Source organism: Alteromonas sp. ISO5 (assembly GCF_058105165.1).
The window spans coordinates 5176050-5193795 of the sequence record NZ_CM176572.1; the positions used below are offsets into that span (position 1 = coordinate 5176050).

Consider the following 17746-nt stretch of genomic DNA (forward strand, 5'->3'; position numbering starts at 1 on the left):
ATGGTTACTGCTGATGTTGCGCGACAGGCCGCACTTCCACCGTACCATATCTGGCCGAGGGAATTTTAGCGGCCCAGCTGATCGCCTCATCCAGATTGTCACAATCCAGTATGTAATATCCTCCCAGCGCTTCTTTGGTTTCGGCAAAAGGGCCATCAGTAATAGATGTCTGTCCATTTCTGACGCGCACAGAGGTCGCTGTGGCTAGCGGTGCCAACTCTTCGCCACCGACAAGAACGCCCGCTTCCGCAACTTCGTTGGAAAAGGCAAAATACTGCTCCATCAGGGTATCCATATCCACATCGTCAGCCCCTTCCTGACCATAAATGAGTAACATATATTGCATCGTCTATTATCTCCCTTTAAAACGTTAATCGTATGACAAGCATTATCGCCTGTTTTCTATTGTCGAATGAACATAGCAATATTCGACAACTAACACGAAAAAAATTAAAGGTGCGATCGATATAAAGGGGGACACGAGAGGTGGTAGCAGTCTCAGGCAATCATCCTGACTTCGCACAAAACAGGGGCCGGTTATGCAAGCCCAGTGATGAACAATACTGCATGTAGACTGATACACGACATAATTCCAGCCACAATATCGTCCAGCATAATACCCAGTCCACCGGCCAGATACTTATCGATAGGTTTAATTGGCCAGGGTTTTAAAATATCGAAAAAGCGGAATAACACAAAGCCCAATAACACCGTGATTGGAGTCAGAGGTACCCATAAGAAGGTAAGTAAGATGCCAGCCACTTCATCCCAGACAATGGAGCCATGGTCATGCACCTGCATGTCATCAGCAGTTTTACCACACAGATAAATTCCTATAACACTGGCCAGCACCGCTGCAATCAGCAGTGCATAAGGTGAAAGCCAGATAAACGGGATCAACAGTGGCAATGCGGCCAGCGAACCAAAGGTACCTGGCATCAGTGGGATTAGTCCACTGCCAAACCCTAGTGCCAGAAAATGCACCGGATTTTTCATTGATACCCGCTTGCGCAGCGCTTTATCCATTAAAACTCGTGCTCATAACCGGTGCTTTCACTGAGCACGTATTTTTCATCGTACAATCTGAGGTCCAGTTGACCGGCATAACCATTTACCTGACCAATACAGGTTGCTTTCACATTAGCGTTAGTCAGTGAGGTTTCCAGATTGCCACGTTGCTCTTCATTAACGGTAAAGACCAGTTCGTAATCATCTCCGGCTGCCAGGGCATACCGGTAAGCCTGCTGGGCCCCTACGGTCTCAAAAAGAGCCGATGACACGGGTAGACGGTCAACATGAACAGTCGCCCCGCAGCCAGACATCTTGAGAATATGACCCAGATCAGACACCAGCCCGTCAGACACGTCAATACAGGCATTAGCTGTACGACGCAGGGATGTCCCGGCCATCACCCTTGGGGTCGGATAATAATGACGGTTAATCAGGTAATCACGGTGCTCGCCGACGGCTTCGATTTCGCCTTTAAGGATGTCCAGTCCAGCACCGGCATCACCCAGATTACCGGTTACGTAAACCCAGTCGCCGGGCTTGGCGTTGCTGCGGCGTAACTCGGTGTCTGGTGGAACAAAGCCCTGGGCGGTAATCGTTAATGCCAGTGGTCCGGTGACCGTATCACCACCGATCAGCTGCACCGAGTAATATTCAGTTAATTCGTACAGGCCGTTAACGAATTCATCTATCCAGTTTTCATCATAAGACGGCAACGACAGCGACAAACTTATCCACGCAGGCTCTGCACCTGAGGACGCCAGATCACTCAGGTTTACCGCGACCGCCTTATAAGCGACGGAACGCGCCGGTGCATCAGCAAGGAAATGTACACCGCTGATAAGCGTGTCAGTAGTGATGGCGAGGTGTTGGTTATCGGGTACTTTGGTCACAGCACAGTCATCGCCTATTCCAAGGATCACGTCCTTTCTGACGTGACCACGTTGGGCAAAGTACTGTTTTATCAGATCAAACTCTTTCACAGTAGTCCGGAAAGTTGAGAATTTAAAAGAAGAGCATCCTGCTCTGGTTTCAACGTAGCAGGTTTAGCCGCGCTCGTGAGGACGCAGGGTTTTAACCGCTTTATCCAGTGCGCCATTGACAAATTTATGGCTGTCTTCGGCGCCGAAAGATTTAGCCAGTTCAATGGCTTCGTTGATAATTACCTTGTATGGGACATCGACTTGTTCGGTTAGTTCATAAGTGGCTAACCGTATAATCGCTTTTTCGATAGGATCCAGCTCTTCGGGCAAACGACCAAGGTAGGGTTTAATCGTACTGTCTAACTGAGACGCACTGCGAACAACCCCGCGTAACAATAACTGAAAATAGTTCATATCTACTTTTTTCATGTCGTTGCTAGTCGCCAGGGCGAGTTCAATCTGGTCGATCTGGTTATGGGTCATTTGCCAGGAGTAAACGCCTTGCAGCGCTATTTCACGGGCCCGACGGCGAGGAGAAACTTTCACGGTAGTTTCCTTATGCCAGGTCGTCTAGGGCAGACATTACATTCACCATTTCAAGTGCGCCCAGAGCAGCTTCAGCGCCTTTGTTACCGGCTTTGGTACCAGAGCGCTCAATGGCTTGTTCGATAGAGTCAGTGGTGATCACACCAAAAGAAACCGGTAAACCGTATTCCAGTGAAACCTGTGCCAGACCCTTGTTGCACTCACCGGCAACAAAATCGAAATGCGGTGTACCACCACGGATGACGGCACCCAGGGCAATAATGGCATCGAACTTCTTAGATTCAGCTAATTTTTTTGCTGCGACTGGCAGCTCATAAGCACCAGGCACGCGAACCAGCGTGACATCTTCATCACTGACTTCACCATGACGCTCCAGAGTGTCCAGCGCACCTTCCAACAAACTTTCAACCACAAAGCTGTTAAAACGTGAAACAACAATGGCAAATTTCTTACCTGTTGCGCGAATATTACCTTCGATAACCTGCATAGCCCAAATCCCGTATGAATCCCGTGTCAAAAACGGCGCGAAGTATACCACAACAGCGCCAAAACCCAATCGTTAGTCGTGAATATACTCAACAACTTCCAGGCCAAAACCGGAAAGGGCGTGATATTTAATGGGTTTACTTAATAATCGCATTTTCTGCACGCCCATGGCGGCCAGAATCTGACTTCCCACGCCTACTGTGCGCGAAGAGCCCTGCCAGTTTTTACCTACCGGCTGCTCACCGCGGTCTTCAGCTGCGAACCGTTGGAGCTGAGATTCCAGATCTTCTTCTTTACCCAGCAACACCAGTACACCACCCTCTTCGGCGATTTGTTGCATTGCATCGGGCAGGCTCATTGAGCGAGAAATTCCCCGGGTGGAGCCAAGTAAATCGCTCAGTGTGTTATGCAGATGCACCCGCACGAGGGTTGGCTCCTCAGCCTGAATATCACCGTTCTTCAGGGCAAAGTGCAACTGGTTGTCGATAACATCTTTAAAGGTATGCAGTTCAAATTCGCCGTACTGGGTGGGTAGCTGACAACTGGATACCTTCTTAATCGTGGTTTCGTTCAGGTTGCGGTATTCAATCAGATCGGCAATGGTGCCAATTTTAATATCATGTTCTGCTGCGAAGGCCTCGAGCTGTGGACGGCGAGCCATGCTGCCATCGTCATTTAATACTTCAACAATAACCGCCGCGGGTTCACAACCAGCTAGCCGCGCCAGATCTACACCAGCCTCAGTATGACCGGCCCGGTTAAGTACGCCCCCTTCTTTGGCGATGAGGGGGAAAATGTGTCCCGGCTGAACGATGTCTTTTGCCTGCGCATCCTTAGCTACCGCCGCCAAAATCGTGGTAGCCCGGTCGGCAGCAGAAATGCCGGTGGTGACCCCTTCAGCTGCTTCAATGGAAACCGTAAAGTTGGTCGAGAACTGGGCTTTATTGCGGTCTACCATCAATGGCAGGTTTAAACGCTGACAGCGCTCTGCGGTCATGGGTAAACACACCAGGCCCCGGGCGTGTTTTACCATAAAGTTAATGGCTTCAGGGGTGACATGCTCGGCGGCTATGATGATATCGCCTTCGTTTTCGCGATCTTCGTCATCCATCAGGATGACCATCTTGCCTTGCTTGATATCTTCGATTATTTCAGCGGTGCTATTAAGTGCCATAAATATTGTGTCTTGTAGGGTTATTTTTTTAGATAGCCGTGTTCGGCGAGAAATTCCAGACTGATATCATTTTTTTTGCTGGCGGCTTTGTCGCCCAACATCAGTCGCTCCAGATAGCGGGCGATAACGTCCACTTCCAAATTCACTCTGGTACCGGTTTTATAGGTGCCCAGCACCGTTTCCTGCAGCGTATGGGGAATGATCCACAGCATAAACTCGCTGCCGTTCACTTTATTTACTGTAAGACTAACGCCATCAACTGTAATACTCCCCTTGTGGGCAATATACCTGGCCAGATCATCCGGCGCGTCGATCCAGATTTCAACATAGTCACTGTGTTTTATGATGCGCGAAACTGCGCCCACTCCGTCAACGTGCCCGGAGACAATATGCCCACCGAAGCGGGAGCTTACCTGCATGGCTTTTTCCAGATTAACCTGGGTGCCCGGTTTATACTGAGCAAAACCGGTCAGGCGGATAGTCTCAGCAGAAACGTCCGCACTATAATGATGCGGGCTATAGTCGACAACAGTAAGACAAACGCCATTGGTGGCAATGCTGTCTCCGAGTGCCACATCGGACATATCCAACTTGCCAACGCCTACTTTAAGGCGGATGGACTCACCCTGATCAACCATAGATTCGATGGTTCCGAGCGCTTCAATAATTCCAGTGAACATAATGTCTTCTCGTGTTCTGTATTATGACTTGTCGACAGCTAATTGGTAGGTCAACCGGATGTCTTCTGCTATATGTCTGATGTCGGTTAATTTCAAGTGCACCGCTGCACTTACCTGCGTATATTGCGGTAACGTCAGCATGGATACGCCTTTATCTCCCAACAGTTTAGGCGCCTGATAAACAATCAGCTCATCCACCAGGTTGTTATCCATAAACGCGCCGGCAAGTCCTGCACCCGACTCCACTAACACCTCGTTAATACCGCGTTCAGCCAATTCAACGAGCAACAGGTGTAGATCAATTTTCCCTTCTGCGGACAACGGTAACTGACACTGTTCAACGTCCTGACTGAACCCCGCTCGGAAATGCCGATTAATAAGCAGTACCGGATGTCCATCATTAAACATCAGCCAGTTTGGTGTGAGCTTTTCCTGTGAATCAATCACCACCCGTAATGGTTGTCGTACCGCAGATAGCGGATAATGCCCAAACTCGGCCTGTTCCGGCCGTACCAGCATACTCGGGTTGTCGGCAATCACCGTACCACTACCGGTAATTATGGCACAACTTTGCGCCCGCAGTCGCTGCACGTCACGCCGGGCGGCGGGTCCGGTGATCCATTTACTCTCTCCATTGGCCAGCGCTATTTTGCCATCCAGACTTACGCCCAGCTTGACCCTCACCCACGGCAGGCCCTGTTGCATCCGTTTGATAAATCCTGGATTAAGCGCCCTGGCCTGCTTAGCTAACACATCCTGCGTGACGGTAATTCCCGCAGCTTTAATACGTTCAATTCCGTTGCCGCTCACCTGTGGATTCGGATCGGTCATACCCACAACGACTCTCGCCACACCGGCTTTGATCAGCGCATCAGCGCAAGGCGGTGTGCGGCCAGTATGACTGCAGGGTTCCAGGGTAACATAGGCAGTTGCGCCGCGGGCGTTGTCACCCGCGGCAACCAGCGCATGCACTTCGGCATGCGGCGTGCCTGCCTGAATATGATACCCCTGCCCGATACAGATTTTATCCTTGACGATTACACAGCCAACACGGGGATTGGGAGAGGTGGTATAGCGTCCCCTGGCAGCCAGTTGAATGGCTTTTGCCATCCAGTATTCATCGGAGGCAGGGGTAGGGTTGAGGCATTGCATGGGATTTAATCCCCCAGTCTGGCTATCTCTTCACCAAACTCTTTAATATCTTCGAAAGAACGATACACCGAGGCAAACCGAACATAAGCCACTTTATCCAGTTCCTTTAGAGCGTCCATAATAAGGTTGCCCAGAAACTCGCTTTCAACTTCACGCTCGCCGGTTGCCCGTAGTGTGGATTTTAGCTGCAAAACACACTGCTCGATTTTTTCAGTGCTTACCGGGCGTTTTTCCAGTGCCCGTTGTAAACCTGCGCGCAGTTTGTCTTCGTTGAAAGGCTCGCGGGTACCATCGCGTTTGATTACCCGCGGCATCACCAGTTCGGCGCTCTCAAAAGTAGTAAAGCGTTCATGACATTCAGCGCACTCCCGGCGCCGGCGCACCTGATGTCCTTCAGCGACTAACCTGGAATCAATAACCTTGGTTTCTTCGGCAGAACAAAAGGGGCAATGCATAAACGCTCCTGCTTAGTAACCGGCTCAGCCAGTAACCACTGAGCCGCAATTCCTCGGATTAGGCGTATACCGGGAAGCGTGAGCACAACTCAACCACTTCTTTCTGAACGCGTTCAACCACGCTCTCGTCGCCCATGTTATCCAGTACGTCACAAATCCAGCCGGCAACCTGCTTGGCTTCGTTTTCGCCAAAACCACGACGGGTAATCGCTGGTGTACCAATACGCAAACCACTGGTCACAAACGGTGAACGTGGATCATTCGGTACAGAGTTCTTGTTAACAGTAATGTTAGCATGGCCAAGGGCTGCATCGGCATCTTTACCGGTAATATCTTTATCAATCAGATCTAACAGGAACAGGTGGTTATCGGTGCCGTTGGAAACGATTTTATAACCGCGCTCCTGCATCACGCTTACCATGGCTTTGGCGTTAGCAACAACCTGCTGTTGATAAGCTTTAAAATCTGGCTGCAGAGCTTCTTTAAACGCAACCGCTTTAGCAGCAATAACGTGACACAGGGGACCACCCTGATTACCCGGGAAGACTGAGCTGTTAAGCTTTTTGTAGATGGTTTCATCACCACAGGCAGACAGGATAAGGCCACCACGTGGACCAGCCAGAGTTTTATGCGTAGTAGTGGTTACTACGTGTGCATGTGGCAGTGGGTTAGGATATACCCCTGCAGCAACCAGACCCGCTACGTGAGCCATATCCACCAGCAGGAAAGCACCCACTTTATCGGCAATGGCACGGAAACGCTGCCAGTCAACAATCCCCGAGTAGGCAGAAAATCCACCAATAATCATCTTTGGCTTGTGCTCTTCAGCCAGCGCTTCAACCTGGTCGTAATCGATTTCGCCGGTTTCTTCGTTTAAACCATACTGCACTGCATTGTAGGTTTTACCAGAAAAGTTAACGCTGGCGCCGTGAGTTAAGTGCCCACCTTCAGACAGGCTCATCCCCAGTACCGTATCACCGGCGTTAAGCAACGCCATAAAGACTGCAGAGTTTGCCTGCGAACCAGAGTGCGGTTGCACGTTGGCATATTCCGCACCAAACAGTTGCTTGGCACGCTCAATGGCCAGGTCTTCAACAACGTCTACATGTTCGCAGCCACCATAGTAACGCTTACCAGGATAACCTTCGGCGTATTTGTTGGTTAACTGCGACCCCTGGGCCTCCATTACTCGAGGGCTGCAATAGTTTTCTGAGGCAATCAGCTCAATGTGGTGTTCCTGGCGTTGATTCTCTTTATCAATCGCTGCGGCTAATTCCGGATCAAAATCGGCAATGTTCATTTGGCGCGGTAACATGAAGGCTCCTTACTGCGTTTTGGGGTCGCGTAAAATCAGAGACGCATATTCTAGTCATTTTACGTGCTATGTATACTGCTTTGTGGCTGATTTATGACAAATCCGAACAGTAATAGCGCAAACTGGCTGTCAACGGCGGATTACAGTTGGCCTGTGCAGTCTGCTCAGATGCACAGGCCCGGCATGCAAAGAAAGCATGGCAGGCCTTGACCAGAAGGCGCTTAGTCTTTCTTTTCCAGTTGTTTTACACGGTCGAAAAGTTGTTCTAACTGGCGGTTGCGAACTGCATTTTTGCGCCATTCTCGATTTGTCATAGCCGGTTGACCTGATGAATAGACGCCAGGTTCTTTGATGTCACTGATTACCATGGTGTAACCGGTAATTTGCACTTTATCGCAAATGGTCAGGTGACCGCCAATACCGCAACCACCAGCAATAATGACATACTTGCCAATGGTCGCACTGCCAGCTATGCCAGTAGCACCACAAATGCAACTGTGATCGCCAATAATACAGTTATGGCCGATTTGCACCTGGTTATCAATTATCACATTCTTACCGATAATGGTATCGTCCAGGGCACCGCGGTCGATGGTACTGGATGCGCCAATCTGGCTGTCATCGCCAATGACCACCGAACCGGTCTGCGGAATGGATAACCAGGTACCCGCATCGTTGGCATAACCAAAGCCGTCGGCTCCAATCACTGTCTGGCTGTGAATACGTACCCGCTGACCAATACGAGCACCATGGTACACCGTGACATGAGGATGAATTACCGTACCGTTGCCAATGTGCGAGCCACGACTGATCACCGTGTGTGCACCAATCACCACATTATCGCCCAGCACTACGTCATCTTCGATAACGCAATACGGGCCCAGAGCTACGTTGTCACCCAGCTTGGCCGAGTCGGCGACAACGGCGGTTTTATGCTGACCTACCGCCACACCGGGCGTAGTGTCAAATATTTGTGCAATGCGGGCAAAGGCGGCATGGGGGTTATTATGCAATAAGCCGGGCAGCGGGCAATTTTCCGCTTCGTTGGGATGCAAAATAACGGCACCAGCCTCAGTCGACTGTAGTTGAGAACGATATTTACCGTTAGTTAAAAAAGAAATGTGAGAAGATGTTGCACTGCTCAGAGTGCTGACGCCGGATAGCATAACTGAACCGTCGCCATGGACATCACCACCAACCTGTTCAGCAAGTTGAGCTAAAGACAGCGCTTGAGGTTGTGCTGGCATGAAAAATCCTTCATTAATTCTGGGTGTACCCGACAACGTATGAAAGCGGCAATTGAGCCTGCCGGGCATTAAACCTGTTTCCGATAGGGGTAGTTTACAAAAAAAATCACCGGTTGGCTCACATGGGATTTAAAAAATACCACTTTGTACTAACCTATAAGCCGCAGACGCCTACCAAGTAGCTGCGTCTTTGATTACAATAGCGACTTTCTAAAAAGCCAGGACCAAGCATGTCACAATACGTATATACCATGCACCGGGTGGGCAAGATTGTGCCACCTAATCGTCAGATTCTAAAAGACATTTCACTGAGTTTTTTCCCCGGCGCGAAAATTGGCGTACTGGGCTTAAACGGCGCTGGTAAATCCACGCTGCTACGCATTATGGCCGGTGTTGACACCGAGATTGAAGGTGAAGCCCGTGCCCAGCCCGGCATCAATATTGGTTATCTGCCCCAGGAACCTCAGTTGGACGAAACCAAAGATGTGCGTGGCAATATTGAAGAAGCCGTGGCAGATGTTGCCCATGCGCTGAAACGCCTTGACGAAGTGTATGCCGCTTACGCCGATCCGGATGCCGACTTTGATGCCCTTGCCAAAGAGCAAGGCGAACTGGAAGCCATTATCCAGACCAAAGACGGACATAACCTGGAAAACGCGCTGGAACGTGCCGCCGATGCACTGCGTTTGCCACCGTGGGATGCCGATGTCAGCAAACTGTCTGGGGGTGAGCGCCGCCGCGTAGCGCTGTGTCGCCTGCTGCTGGAAAAACCCGACATGCTGCTGCTCGACGAACCGACTAACCACCTGGATGCCGAATCCGTCGCATGGTTAGAACGCTTCCTGCACGACTACGAGGGGACGGTAGTGGCCATTACCCACGATCGTTATTTCCTCGACAACGTGGCAGGCTGGATCCTGGAACTGGACCGTGGTCACGGCATTCCATGGGAAGGCAACTATTCAAGCTGGCTGGAGCAAAAAGAGGCGCGTCTTGAACAGGAAGAGCGCACCGAGAATGCCCGTCAGAAGTCCATCAAACAGGAACTTGAGTGGGTACGTACTAACCCCAAAGGTCGCCAGGCAAAGAGCAAGGCGCGTATGTCGCGGTTTGAAGAACTATCAAGTGGTGATTATCAGAAACGCAACGAAACTAATGAACTGTTTATTCCGCCGGGTGAGCGCCTGGGTGATAAGGTCATCGAAGTTGCGCACCTGAAAAAATCCTACGGTGATCGTGTCCTTATCGACGACATGACTTTCACGGTACCCAAGGGTGCTATCGTTGGCATTATCGGCCCCAACGGTGCCGGTAAATCGACCCTGTTCAGAATGCTTACCGACAAAGAACAACCAGACGCCGGCTCAGTCACCATTGGTGATACGGTTAAAATCGCCAGCGTTGAACAGTTCCGTGATCACATGGATGGCAACAATACTGTATGGCAGGAATTGTCCGACGGTCAGGACATCGTTCGTATCGGTAATTTTGAACTTAACAGCCGCGCCTATTGCAGCCGTTTTAACTTCAAGGGCACTGACCAGCAAAAATTCATCAAGGATTTATCCGGTGGTGAACGCAACCGGGTACATCTGGCCAAGCTGTTAAAAGCGGGTGGTAACGTACTACTGCTCGACGAACCGACCAACGATTTGGACGTAGAAACGCTGCGGGCACTGGAGAACGCTCTGTTGGAGTTCCCCGGCTGCGCCATGGTTATCTCGCACGACCGTTGGTTCCTCGACCGTGTTGCCACCCATATTCTCGATTACCGCGACGAAGGCAAAATTAACTTCTATGAAGGTAACTACAACGACTATGAAAGCTGGTTAAAAGCTAACTTCGGTCAGGATGTGGTTGAGCCACACCGATTGAAATACAAACGTATCAGTAAGTAAACCGGCCAAACATCAGGCTATGCACTACACTAATAACTGAGGGTGCATAGCCCGTTTGTAAAAACAGGAATCAGGTTTACCATGCAACAAGAAAAACGTTTTTTTCAACGGGTTGGCATTTATTTGTCAGGGCAACTTATTACCGCGCAGGGTCATATCATACCAGTAGAAGTCGTTGACGTATCATTGCAGGGATTGAGGGTGGCCCGGCTGCCTGCAGACGTTAGCTTGCCTGCAGTAGGCAAGGTCGGGCTTAACTTTAAGGCTAATGAAGACAGTCCGCTAATTTCTCTTAGCGGCGAAATAATCCGCCTGGATCAGTCGCCGGAGAACGGCGAATCAACCGAAGCCGGGATCCGCATTACCCATATCTCAATAGACGATTTAGGCTCACTACGGCGTTTATTGCTATTGAATAGCGGTCAGGACGACCTTGACACCACTGAGCTTGAAACCCTGGTCGGCAAGATCACCGCATCACTGTCATCGACCTAGGCATCGAGAGCCTCTAACGCATCACTCAGTTTGGTTACCGGGATCACAGTTAAACCCTCAATTTTGTTTTTCGGTGCATTGGCCTTTGGCACAATAGCTCGTTTAAAGCCGTGCTTAACCGCCTCACTTAAACGTTCACTACCGTTAGGTACCGGCCGGATCTCGCCAGCCAGCCCAACCTCGCCAAAGACTATCAGTTCACGGGGTAAAGCGCGGTTTCGGAAACTGGATATCATGGCGACGAGTAAAGCCAGGTCGGCGGCTGTTTCGCTAACCTTTACGCCACCCACCACATTAACAAACACATCCTGATCATTCATCTGCACATTGCCGTGGCGGTGCATCACGGCTAACAACATGGCTAACCGGTTTTGCTCGAGACCCACGGTGACGCGGCGAGGATTGTTGAGCTGGGAATAATCAACCAATGCCTGGATCTCAACCAGTAAAGGGCGGGTGCCTTCCCAGATAACCATTACCACTGAGCCCGGGGCCTGACTATCGCCGCGGCTAAGGAATATAGCAGAGGGGTTGCCAACTTCCTTAACCCCTTTGTCTGTCATGCCAAACACGCCGAGCTCATTGACTGCTCCAAAACGGTTTTTATGACTGCGCAAGGTTCTGAACCGTCCATCACTCTCCCCTTCCAGCATCATGGAGCAATCAATACAGTGCTCTAGCACTTTCGGCCCGGCCAGACTGCCGTCTTTAGTGACATGGCCAACAATAAACATCGCAATATGATGTTGTTTGGCAAAGCGGGTCAGGTACGCAGCACTTTCTCTAACCTGAGACACACTGCCCGGTGCCGACTGGACATCAGAGACATGCATTACCTGAATGGAATCAATAACCATCATCTGCGGCTTTTGCTTTAACGCCAGATCGCAAATCATTTCGACATTGGTTTCAGCTAGCATCATGAGCTTGTCATCGGGCAGGCCCAAACGCCTGGCGCGCATCGCTACCTGTTGCAGCGATTCTTCACCGGTCACGTAAAGCGCAGACTTAGTGGTTGCCTGCTGGCACATTACCTGCAGCAACAACGTACTTTTGCCTGCGCCCGGTGAACCACCTATTAAAATGGCCGAGCCGGGAACAATACCGCCGCCCAACACCCGGTCGAGTTCCTTCAGACCAGAGCTGAAACGAGGTAAATCCTCTACATTAATTTCATTCAGCGTCTGGATTTGACTATGGGTCTGACCGGCATAACCGGCAAAGTTACCTTTGACCGTGGATTTAGCCGGACTGACCACAAATTCAGAGATAGTATTCCAGGCTTTACATTCGCTGCACTGGCCCTGCCAGCGCGGAAATTCCGCACCGCAATCAGAGCATACAAAAGCTGTTTTTCGTTTCGCCATAAATCAATTGGTTTCTACAAATATAAGTATTATGATTTCGTTAACAAGGATGTGCTTCTGGTGTCAGAACCCATCACTTAGGGAACAGCAGAATTACCTCCACGTTAATGTAGTCAGTTATTTTGCCGATAAGTCGTTAATATACTAAAAAGCCGTCAGGGACACAGCAAAACCTCGCATGAATCAGGATTTATCGCAGTACGCGCAGATAATAGAACAACTGAAACCTATGGTAAAAGAACCCGAGTTCAATCAGGTGCTTCAGCAGGTTGCTTCTCATATTGCCAAAGAAAAGCGCTTTTTGATAAAAATGGAAGTAAAGCGACTGGCGCGCCCCTGCATGCGAGCCATCGATTTACGCGGTCAGGTAGATGGAGAATGCCGACTGTACGAATACGATGGCATCAAGCATTATCTGGATGATGTGGCGATAGAGGTATTTGAACAACAGGTTCGGATGTTTGGTTTGTACTGCTTTGGCGTATATGAAGCGGTAATGGCCACTGAGAATAACTTTCGGGTTATTCGTGAAAAGGCCGAAGCCCGCAACGAGCATGACACAGAGCTACCGGAAAAAAGCAGTAATAGTCTTTCGCAGTTTGATGTGCCCAATATTAATTTGTTGAACTACGCTAAGCGTAATGAAGAACGCATGAACTTTGCGGTGGCACTGGAAGTTTTCACTGAAAGCAATAACAGTCTACGTGCTACCAGCGTGGATATTTCCGCCAAAGGCATGAAGATAAAACTTTCAAAAGAGCAACTCTTTAAGCCAGGCGAAAAAATTGGCGTGTATTTTCGCGGCCTTGAAACCGAATACTCGCTGGATAAAAAAATGGCTATTAAGTACCAGGTAGTCAGTATTTCCCGCAAAAAAGAGTTTCAGTTTCTGCAAATGAAACGGTTGCAGGACACCCCCAACGGCCACTTCGACCAGTTCATCGACAAGTTCATCCACGGCAACAAACGGCGCTACAAGGTGAATATGGATAATACTATAGACGCCATTATGAATAAGTCCTGCGAGCAGTACTTCTCGCCCAGTTGTCCGACCCTGCCTGTGTTTATCGAAGTTAAAGAAGGCCGGGCGCTGGCACGATTTGCCATGGCCAACGATTTAAACCGCCATATTCTGAGCTACTGGAATGACGAAGACGATGAATTGCGTCTCGGTTATTTACTTACCGGCGACCGTTTAAAACAATTAATTCAAAGTAAACATGAAGCCCCGGCGCTATATGTATACAGCTTTAACCATATTCAGAATGGCAAAATTTATTTCTATTCCGCTTCTAGTGACGAACTGGCTCGTCACCCGGCGCTGAGTGAATTGTTTATTGGCTTTGGCGCCAGAAAAGTCAGTTGGCGTGTTTTCAAATTAGGGATTGTGAAAGTATCGCCCGAGGATGCTTACGCGCCGCTGTCGTTACCCGACGATGTAGGCACTAAAGTTAAGCGCCAGAATGCTAAACCAGCTCCTCGCCTGATGGCGCGGTTACAAAATCTGGCTTACGCTGTACAGATAACCGATATAACCTCCGACCGGGAACAGTTACAGTTCAGTCAGATTAAAATTGACCGCGCACAATTAAAAGCCTTAAAACTATTTGGGCATGCCCGCAATCGCCCGCCGGCAGAGATAAAAGCGTTCCGTTATAAATTTCAGGAACAGCGCATGGAAACCCGCTATTTATTGCGCACCGCGGTGCAGGTCGTAGCCAGAGGGCAAGTCATTAACGGTATTAGTGAAGATATCTCGATTAACGGCCTGCGCATAGAAATCGACGGCGAATATTTTGGCGATCTGAATATGCGGGTGTTGGTTAGCCTGCCCAAGTTACAGGAACTGACCAGCAAGTTTGATGTCAGTGATTTACACTACCGGGTCGTTCACATCAGTGGTGATAAAAATGTGCTGCATTTACGTTCGGTTGCCGGTGAAGATGGCTTGCCGGCACGCCGCTTTTTTGCCGAACTGATAAAGAGCAACAAATCCTCACTCAAAACCTATCCTGATGAAGAAGAAATTCCGGGCATTGGCCATGCATTACGCTGTATGAATGCCAAGACCCCTTCTACCCTGGCTTTTGTTTTGTCCAAGGTAGGCGGGCGCTATTTACCTCAGGTAGGGGTTTTAGGCAATGCCGCAAATCCACGTCTGAAAACGCTGTTTGGTCATTTTGCCGAACAGCGTAAAATGAACCTTGAGGTGTTCTTCCGCGATCGATCGCTGGATGCGCCCTTCATACAACAATCCATCAAGCAGGTAAAAACTGAACATCAACCGGTGACCCGCGAAATTTTCGTGGCCTTCCGCCCGGCTGAAAAAGAACCGGCTGACGCTATCGACGCGCGCTATGATCACCGATTCAGCTCCGAAGAATCCCGTCAACAATTTATTGAGAATGCCCTGACGACCGGTCAGTTTATTGCTATGTCCGTTACCGTCACAGTTACCGGTAAACCCGATTTGGAAATGTTGCAATCAGAAATTAATTACATCGGCGTGTATGCCATTCACCGGGCAAAAGAGCTCGAAGAACGGTTGTGGAGTATTGGTGCATGCGTCCATGCCGTAGACATCACCGATCAGGTATTGCTAAGGTTTGGCTTCGATGAGCATCGCATTGCCGAAAACCATAAAACGCCCAGTCAGCACGCCATTGAGCCTGGCGGCATCAAGGCGTTACTGAAGAGTTAGACCGTTTAATTCTATTGTAAGTAGGTTAACAGCGCGTCCAGACCGGAATAGCGGATTGCCACGTCGGCCTGAGCATTGACCACCGGCTTGGCTTCAAAGGCAACACCTAACGCCGCCACGCCCATCATTTTAAGATCATTAGCACCATCGCCCATGGCGACTGTCTGGGCCATTGGGATATCCCAACGGCGGGCGAGTTCCTCTACGGTTTCGGCCTTTACCTGGGCATCGACAATCCCCCCCACTACCCGGCCGGTGAGTTTGCCATCCAGTTCTTCCAGGACGTTAGCTCGCGATGCATCCAGCCCCAGGCGATTTTCAAGATAACCAGCGAAATAGGTAAAGCCTCCCGAAGCAATGGCAATTTTCCAGCCATGCTGTTGCAGCACTTGCAGTAAGTTTTGCAGACCGGGCATTAACGGAATGCTGTCGCGGATCTGTTTAAGCTGACTCACTTCCACGCCATCCAGGCAGTCTACCCGGGAGCGCAGACTCTCAGCAAAATCAAGCTCACCACGCATGGCTTTTTCGGTGACCGCGGCAACTTGTTCACCAAGGCCCGCAAGCTTGGCGATTTCATCAATACACTCAATTTGGATAACAGTGGAATCCATATCCATCACCAACAGCCCCGGCTGTGTTAACTGCGGTGTGTTGCCACGCAATGCCACCTCACAATGACAGGCCTTTGCGGCGCCATCGAGCAGATCATGCAGGGTCTGCGTAGTGGCATCAACCGATTCAACATCAAAGCTAATTGCAGTGCCGGCAATCAAAGCGCTGTGGGAGTGCAGCGTAAAACTACCAAGCTTCACCGCTGGAGCAAGATGTTGGGCTATCGTTGCGAGCTGTTCCAGCGTTAATGACTGACCGCTAACGATAAGTTGCTGAACAGATTGCTCGTGCGCCTGAACTGCGAGTCCGGTGCACGATTGATCCCAGCGAAGATTCTGATATTCTGCCAACGTAGCTGAAAGAAAGGCTGCGCTGGTCAATTGTTCTGTACTAAGCGTTGTTAATTCCAAAGGGCGAGTTCTCATTACTTGAGTTAGCTAATAGTCCGATCCTAACGGATACGCCGCGTTTGGGAAATGCATAGTTAGACTAAGTTGCACATTTTTAATCTTATAAAAGGTATTGCATTGCGCCGTATTACGTTCTCAACTGCCCACCGGCTTATTCTGATGACCTTACTGATAACCGGTTTGTTTATCGCAGTAATGGTTGCCGTGACCACACACATGGGTCAGTCGTCGCCAGCAGAAGATCCCCTGGGGCGTCACTACGAGAGGCTCATTCGCCCGGCAGTCGCAGAGTTAAACCTGGCTGAACTCAACCGTGTACTGGCCAGTATGGCCGAGGATAATCACATTCTTCGTGCCACGGTATTTTCAGCGTCCGGCGAACGTTTAGCACAACAAGGCGTAACCACTTTATTACCGCAGTTGATGCGGAAAGAGCCACTTCGTACCAGCTACTTGGTGCCGGTAAAACAGGGTAATCAGGTACTTGGTTATTTACACTGGGTGCGGGAGCCAAACAACGCGAAATAATTGGCCGAAGTCTGTTCTGCAACAGCTTCAGGTGCTATACCTTTCAAATCTGCCAGGGTAGAAGCCACCTCACCAATAAACTGCGGCTCATTACGCACACCCTGCCGACCCGCTATGGGCATATCCGGTGCGTCGGTCTCCAGTAACAGATACTGCAATGGAATATTTGCCACGGTTTGCCGGGTTTTCTGTGCCCGCGGGTAGGTAATGGTGCCGCCGATCCCCAGTTTAAATCCCGCTTTAATATACTGCCTGGCGACCTGCTCACTGCCGGAAAAAGCGTGGATAACCCCACCGTGAATAAAACGGCTGCGTTTTAAAGACTCCAGTAATAAATGATGAGAACGGCGATGATGCAAAATAACCGGCAAAGACTGTTCGCTGGCCACCTTAAGTTGAGCTTCAAATAAAGCTTGTTGGGCATTAAGCGGAGTTTCTATAGTGCTATCAATGCCAATTTCACCAATGGCTACCGGCATTATCCTGGTGGTTTTCAGCAATTCCCGGAGGGTCGCAAGTGCACTATCCGGATCGTCAGGAAAGAAATACGGATGCAGGCCAAACGCGACATCCAGTTGCGTGTTGTCGGCCGCCATTTTTTGCTGACGCTGCCAGCCTGATAACGTTGTGCCGGGGATCAATATTCGCTCAACGCCCTGCTTAACGGCACGGTTCAGTACGGCCTGCCAGTCTGGTTCAAACTCAGGAAGATCCAGATGGCAGTGCGAATCAATCATAGGTAACCG

18 protein-coding genes are annotated in these 17746 nt (G+C 50.0%); 4 read left to right on the plus strand and 14 right to left on the minus strand.

Annotated features, from left to right (window positions below; translation table 11 throughout):
* Positions 1-4: 4 nt before the first annotated feature.
* The 11 genes from AC2T0J_RS23455 to lpxD form a co-directional block, all read right to left on the minus strand.
* On the minus strand, positions 5-346 hold the full coding sequence (locus AC2T0J_RS23455) for a YciI family protein (protein WP_489808113.1): 342 nt from the start codon (positions 344-346) through the stop codon (positions 5-7).
* Between the two features lie 191 nt (positions 347-537).
* On the minus strand, positions 538-1026 hold the full coding sequence (locus tag AC2T0J_RS23460) for a phosphatidylglycerophosphatase A family protein (protein ID WP_489808114.1): 489 nt from the start codon (positions 1024-1026) through the stop codon (positions 538-540).
* Complete coding sequence (gene thiL, locus AC2T0J_RS23465; RefSeq protein ID WP_489808115.1) at positions 1026-1991, minus strand: thiamine-phosphate kinase; 966 nt, start codon at positions 1989-1991, stop codon at positions 1026-1028. Before thiL ends, AC2T0J_RS23460 begins: the two co-directional genes overlap by 1 nt.
* 63 nt (positions 1992-2054) lie before the next feature.
* Positions 2055-2477: a transcription antitermination factor NusB gene (gene nusB, locus AC2T0J_RS23470; RefSeq protein ID WP_489808116.1), complete on the minus strand. Its 423-nt coding sequence runs from the start codon at positions 2475-2477 to the stop codon at positions 2055-2057.
* A 10-nt stretch (positions 2478-2487) separates the two neighbouring features.
* On the minus strand, positions 2488-2964 hold the full coding sequence (gene ribH / locus AC2T0J_RS23475) for a 6,7-dimethyl-8-ribityllumazine synthase (RefSeq protein ID WP_489808117.1): 477 nt from the start codon (positions 2962-2964) through the stop codon (positions 2488-2490).
* A gap of 72 nt (positions 2965-3036) precedes the next feature.
* Positions 3037-4137 (minus strand): bifunctional 3,4-dihydroxy-2-butanone-4-phosphate synthase/GTP cyclohydrolase II, encoded by a 1101-nt coding sequence (gene ribBA, locus AC2T0J_RS23480; RefSeq protein WP_489808118.1) that lies wholly within the window; start codon positions 4135-4137, stop codon positions 3037-3039.
* A 20-nt stretch (positions 4138-4157) separates the two neighbouring features.
* Positions 4158-4817, minus strand: a complete 660-nt coding sequence (locus AC2T0J_RS23485; protein ID WP_489808119.1) for a riboflavin synthase — start codon at positions 4815-4817, stop codon at positions 4158-4160.
* Positions 4818-4838: 21 nt separating this feature from the next.
* A complete protein-coding gene (gene ribD / locus AC2T0J_RS23490; RefSeq protein ID WP_489808120.1) occupies positions 4839-5969 on the minus strand; it encodes a bifunctional diaminohydroxyphosphoribosylaminopyrimidine deaminase/5-amino-6-(5-phosphoribosylamino)uracil reductase RibD in 1131 nt (376 codons plus the stop codon).
* Between the two features lie 5 nt (positions 5970-5974).
* A complete protein-coding gene (gene nrdR, locus AC2T0J_RS23495; RefSeq protein ID WP_489808121.1) occupies positions 5975-6424 on the minus strand; it encodes a transcriptional regulator NrdR in 450 nt (149 codons plus the stop codon).
* Between the two features lie 58 nt (positions 6425-6482).
* Entirely contained in the window at positions 6483-7739 is a 1257-nt protein-coding gene (glyA, locus tag AC2T0J_RS23500) for a serine hydroxymethyltransferase (protein ID WP_489808122.1), read from the minus strand.
* A 221-nt stretch (positions 7740-7960) separates the two neighbouring features.
* Positions 7961-8986, minus strand: a complete 1026-nt coding sequence (lpxD, locus tag AC2T0J_RS23505) for a UDP-3-O-(3-hydroxymyristoyl)glucosamine N-acyltransferase (protein WP_489808123.1) — start codon at positions 8984-8986, stop codon at positions 7961-7963.
* Positions 8987-9216: 230 nt separating this feature from the next.
* Here lpxD and ettA point away from each other — a divergent pair, with 230 nt between their 5' ends.
* On the plus strand, positions 9217-10884 hold the full coding sequence (gene ettA, locus AC2T0J_RS23510) for an energy-dependent translational throttle protein EttA (RefSeq protein ID WP_489808124.1): 1668 nt from the start codon (positions 9217-9219) through the stop codon (positions 10882-10884).
* A gap of 81 nt (positions 10885-10965) precedes the next feature.
* A complete protein-coding gene (locus AC2T0J_RS23515; protein WP_489808125.1) occupies positions 10966-11379 on the plus strand; it encodes a PilZ domain-containing protein in 414 nt (137 codons plus the stop codon).
* On the opposite strand, the gene radA is transcribed toward AC2T0J_RS23515, so the two are convergent.
* Positions 11376-12746, minus strand: a complete 1371-nt coding sequence (radA, locus tag AC2T0J_RS23520) for a DNA repair protein RadA (protein ID WP_489808126.1) — start codon at positions 12744-12746, stop codon at positions 11376-11378. The two genes, AC2T0J_RS23515 and radA, sit on opposite strands and share 4 nt — an antisense overlap.
* Before the next feature lie 178 nt (positions 12747-12924).
* On the opposite strand from radA, the gene AC2T0J_RS23525 reads away from it, so the two are divergent.
* Positions 12925-15447, plus strand: a complete 2523-nt coding sequence (locus AC2T0J_RS23525; RefSeq protein ID WP_489808127.1) for a PilZ domain-containing protein — start codon at positions 12925-12927, stop codon at positions 15445-15447.
* A gap of 11 nt (positions 15448-15458) precedes the next feature.
* On the opposite strand, the gene serB is transcribed toward AC2T0J_RS23525, so the two are convergent.
* Positions 15459-16472 (minus strand): phosphoserine phosphatase SerB, encoded by a 1014-nt coding sequence (gene serB, locus AC2T0J_RS23530; RefSeq protein WP_489808128.1) that lies wholly within the window; start codon positions 16470-16472, stop codon positions 15459-15461.
* 117 nt (positions 16473-16589) lie between these two features.
* Between serB and AC2T0J_RS23535 the strand changes: the two genes are divergently transcribed.
* Entirely contained in the window at positions 16590-17000 is a 411-nt protein-coding gene (locus AC2T0J_RS23535; RefSeq protein ID WP_489808129.1) for a hypothetical protein, read from the plus strand.
* Here the strand turns inward: AC2T0J_RS23535 and AC2T0J_RS23540 are convergent.
* Positions 16961-17737, minus strand: coding sequence for a TatD family hydrolase (locus AC2T0J_RS23540; RefSeq protein WP_489808130.1), 777 nt, complete (start codon positions 17735-17737; stop codon positions 16961-16963). The genes AC2T0J_RS23535 and AC2T0J_RS23540 overlap by 40 nt on opposite strands.
* Positions 17738-17746: the final 9 nt, after the last annotated feature.

What these genes read in the sequence shown, in the direction of transcription:
- AC2T0J_RS23485 (WP_489808119.1), bottom strand. Translation starts at nt 4,817, where the DNA reads ATGTTCACTGGAATTATTGAAGCGCTCGGAACCATCGAATCTATGGTT.
- glyA (WP_489808122.1), bottom strand. Translation starts at nt 7,739, where the DNA reads ATGTTACCGCGCCAAATGAACATTGCCGATTTTGATCCGGAATTAGCC.
- AC2T0J_RS23525 (WP_489808127.1), top strand. Translation starts at nt 12,925, where the DNA reads ATGAATCAGGATTTATCGCAGTACGCGCAGATAATAGAACAACTGAAA.
- ettA (WP_489808124.1), top strand. Translation starts at nt 9,217, where the DNA reads ATGTCACAATACGTATATACCATGCACCGGGTGGGCAAGATTGTGCCA.
- AC2T0J_RS23540 (WP_489808130.1), bottom strand. Translation starts at nt 17,737, where the DNA reads ATGATTGATTCGCACTGCCATCTGGATCTTCCTGAGTTTGAACCAGAC.
- AC2T0J_RS23455 (WP_489808113.1), bottom strand. Translation starts at nt 346, where the DNA reads ATGCAATATATGTTACTCATTTATGGTCAGGAAGGGGCTGACGATGTG.
- ribBA (WP_489808118.1), bottom strand. Translation starts at nt 4,137, where the DNA reads ATGGCACTTAATAGCACCGCTGAAATAATCGAAGATATCAAGCAAGGC.
- radA (WP_489808126.1), bottom strand. Translation starts at nt 12,746, where the DNA reads ATGGCGAAACGAAAAACAGCTTTTGTATGCTCTGATTGCGGTGCGGAA.
- ribH (WP_489808117.1), bottom strand. Translation starts at nt 2,964, where the DNA reads ATGCAGGTTATCGAAGGTAATATTCGCGCAACAGGTAAGAAATTTGCC.
- nrdR (WP_489808121.1), bottom strand. Translation starts at nt 6,424, where the DNA reads ATGCATTGCCCCTTTTGTTCTGCCGAAGAAACCAAGGTTATTGATTCC.
- AC2T0J_RS23460 (WP_489808114.1), bottom strand. Translation starts at nt 1,026, where the DNA reads ATGGATAAAGCGCTGCGCAAGCGGGTATCAATGAAAAATCCGGTGCAT.
- ribD (WP_489808120.1), bottom strand. Translation starts at nt 5,969, where the DNA reads ATGCAATGCCTCAACCCTACCCCTGCCTCCGATGAATACTGGATGGCA.
- AC2T0J_RS23515 (WP_489808125.1), top strand. Translation starts at nt 10,966, where the DNA reads ATGCAACAAGAAAAACGTTTTTTTCAACGGGTTGGCATTTATTTGTCA.
- lpxD (WP_489808123.1), bottom strand. Translation starts at nt 8,986, where the DNA reads ATGCCAGCACAACCTCAAGCGCTGTCTTTAGCTCAACTTGCTGAACAG.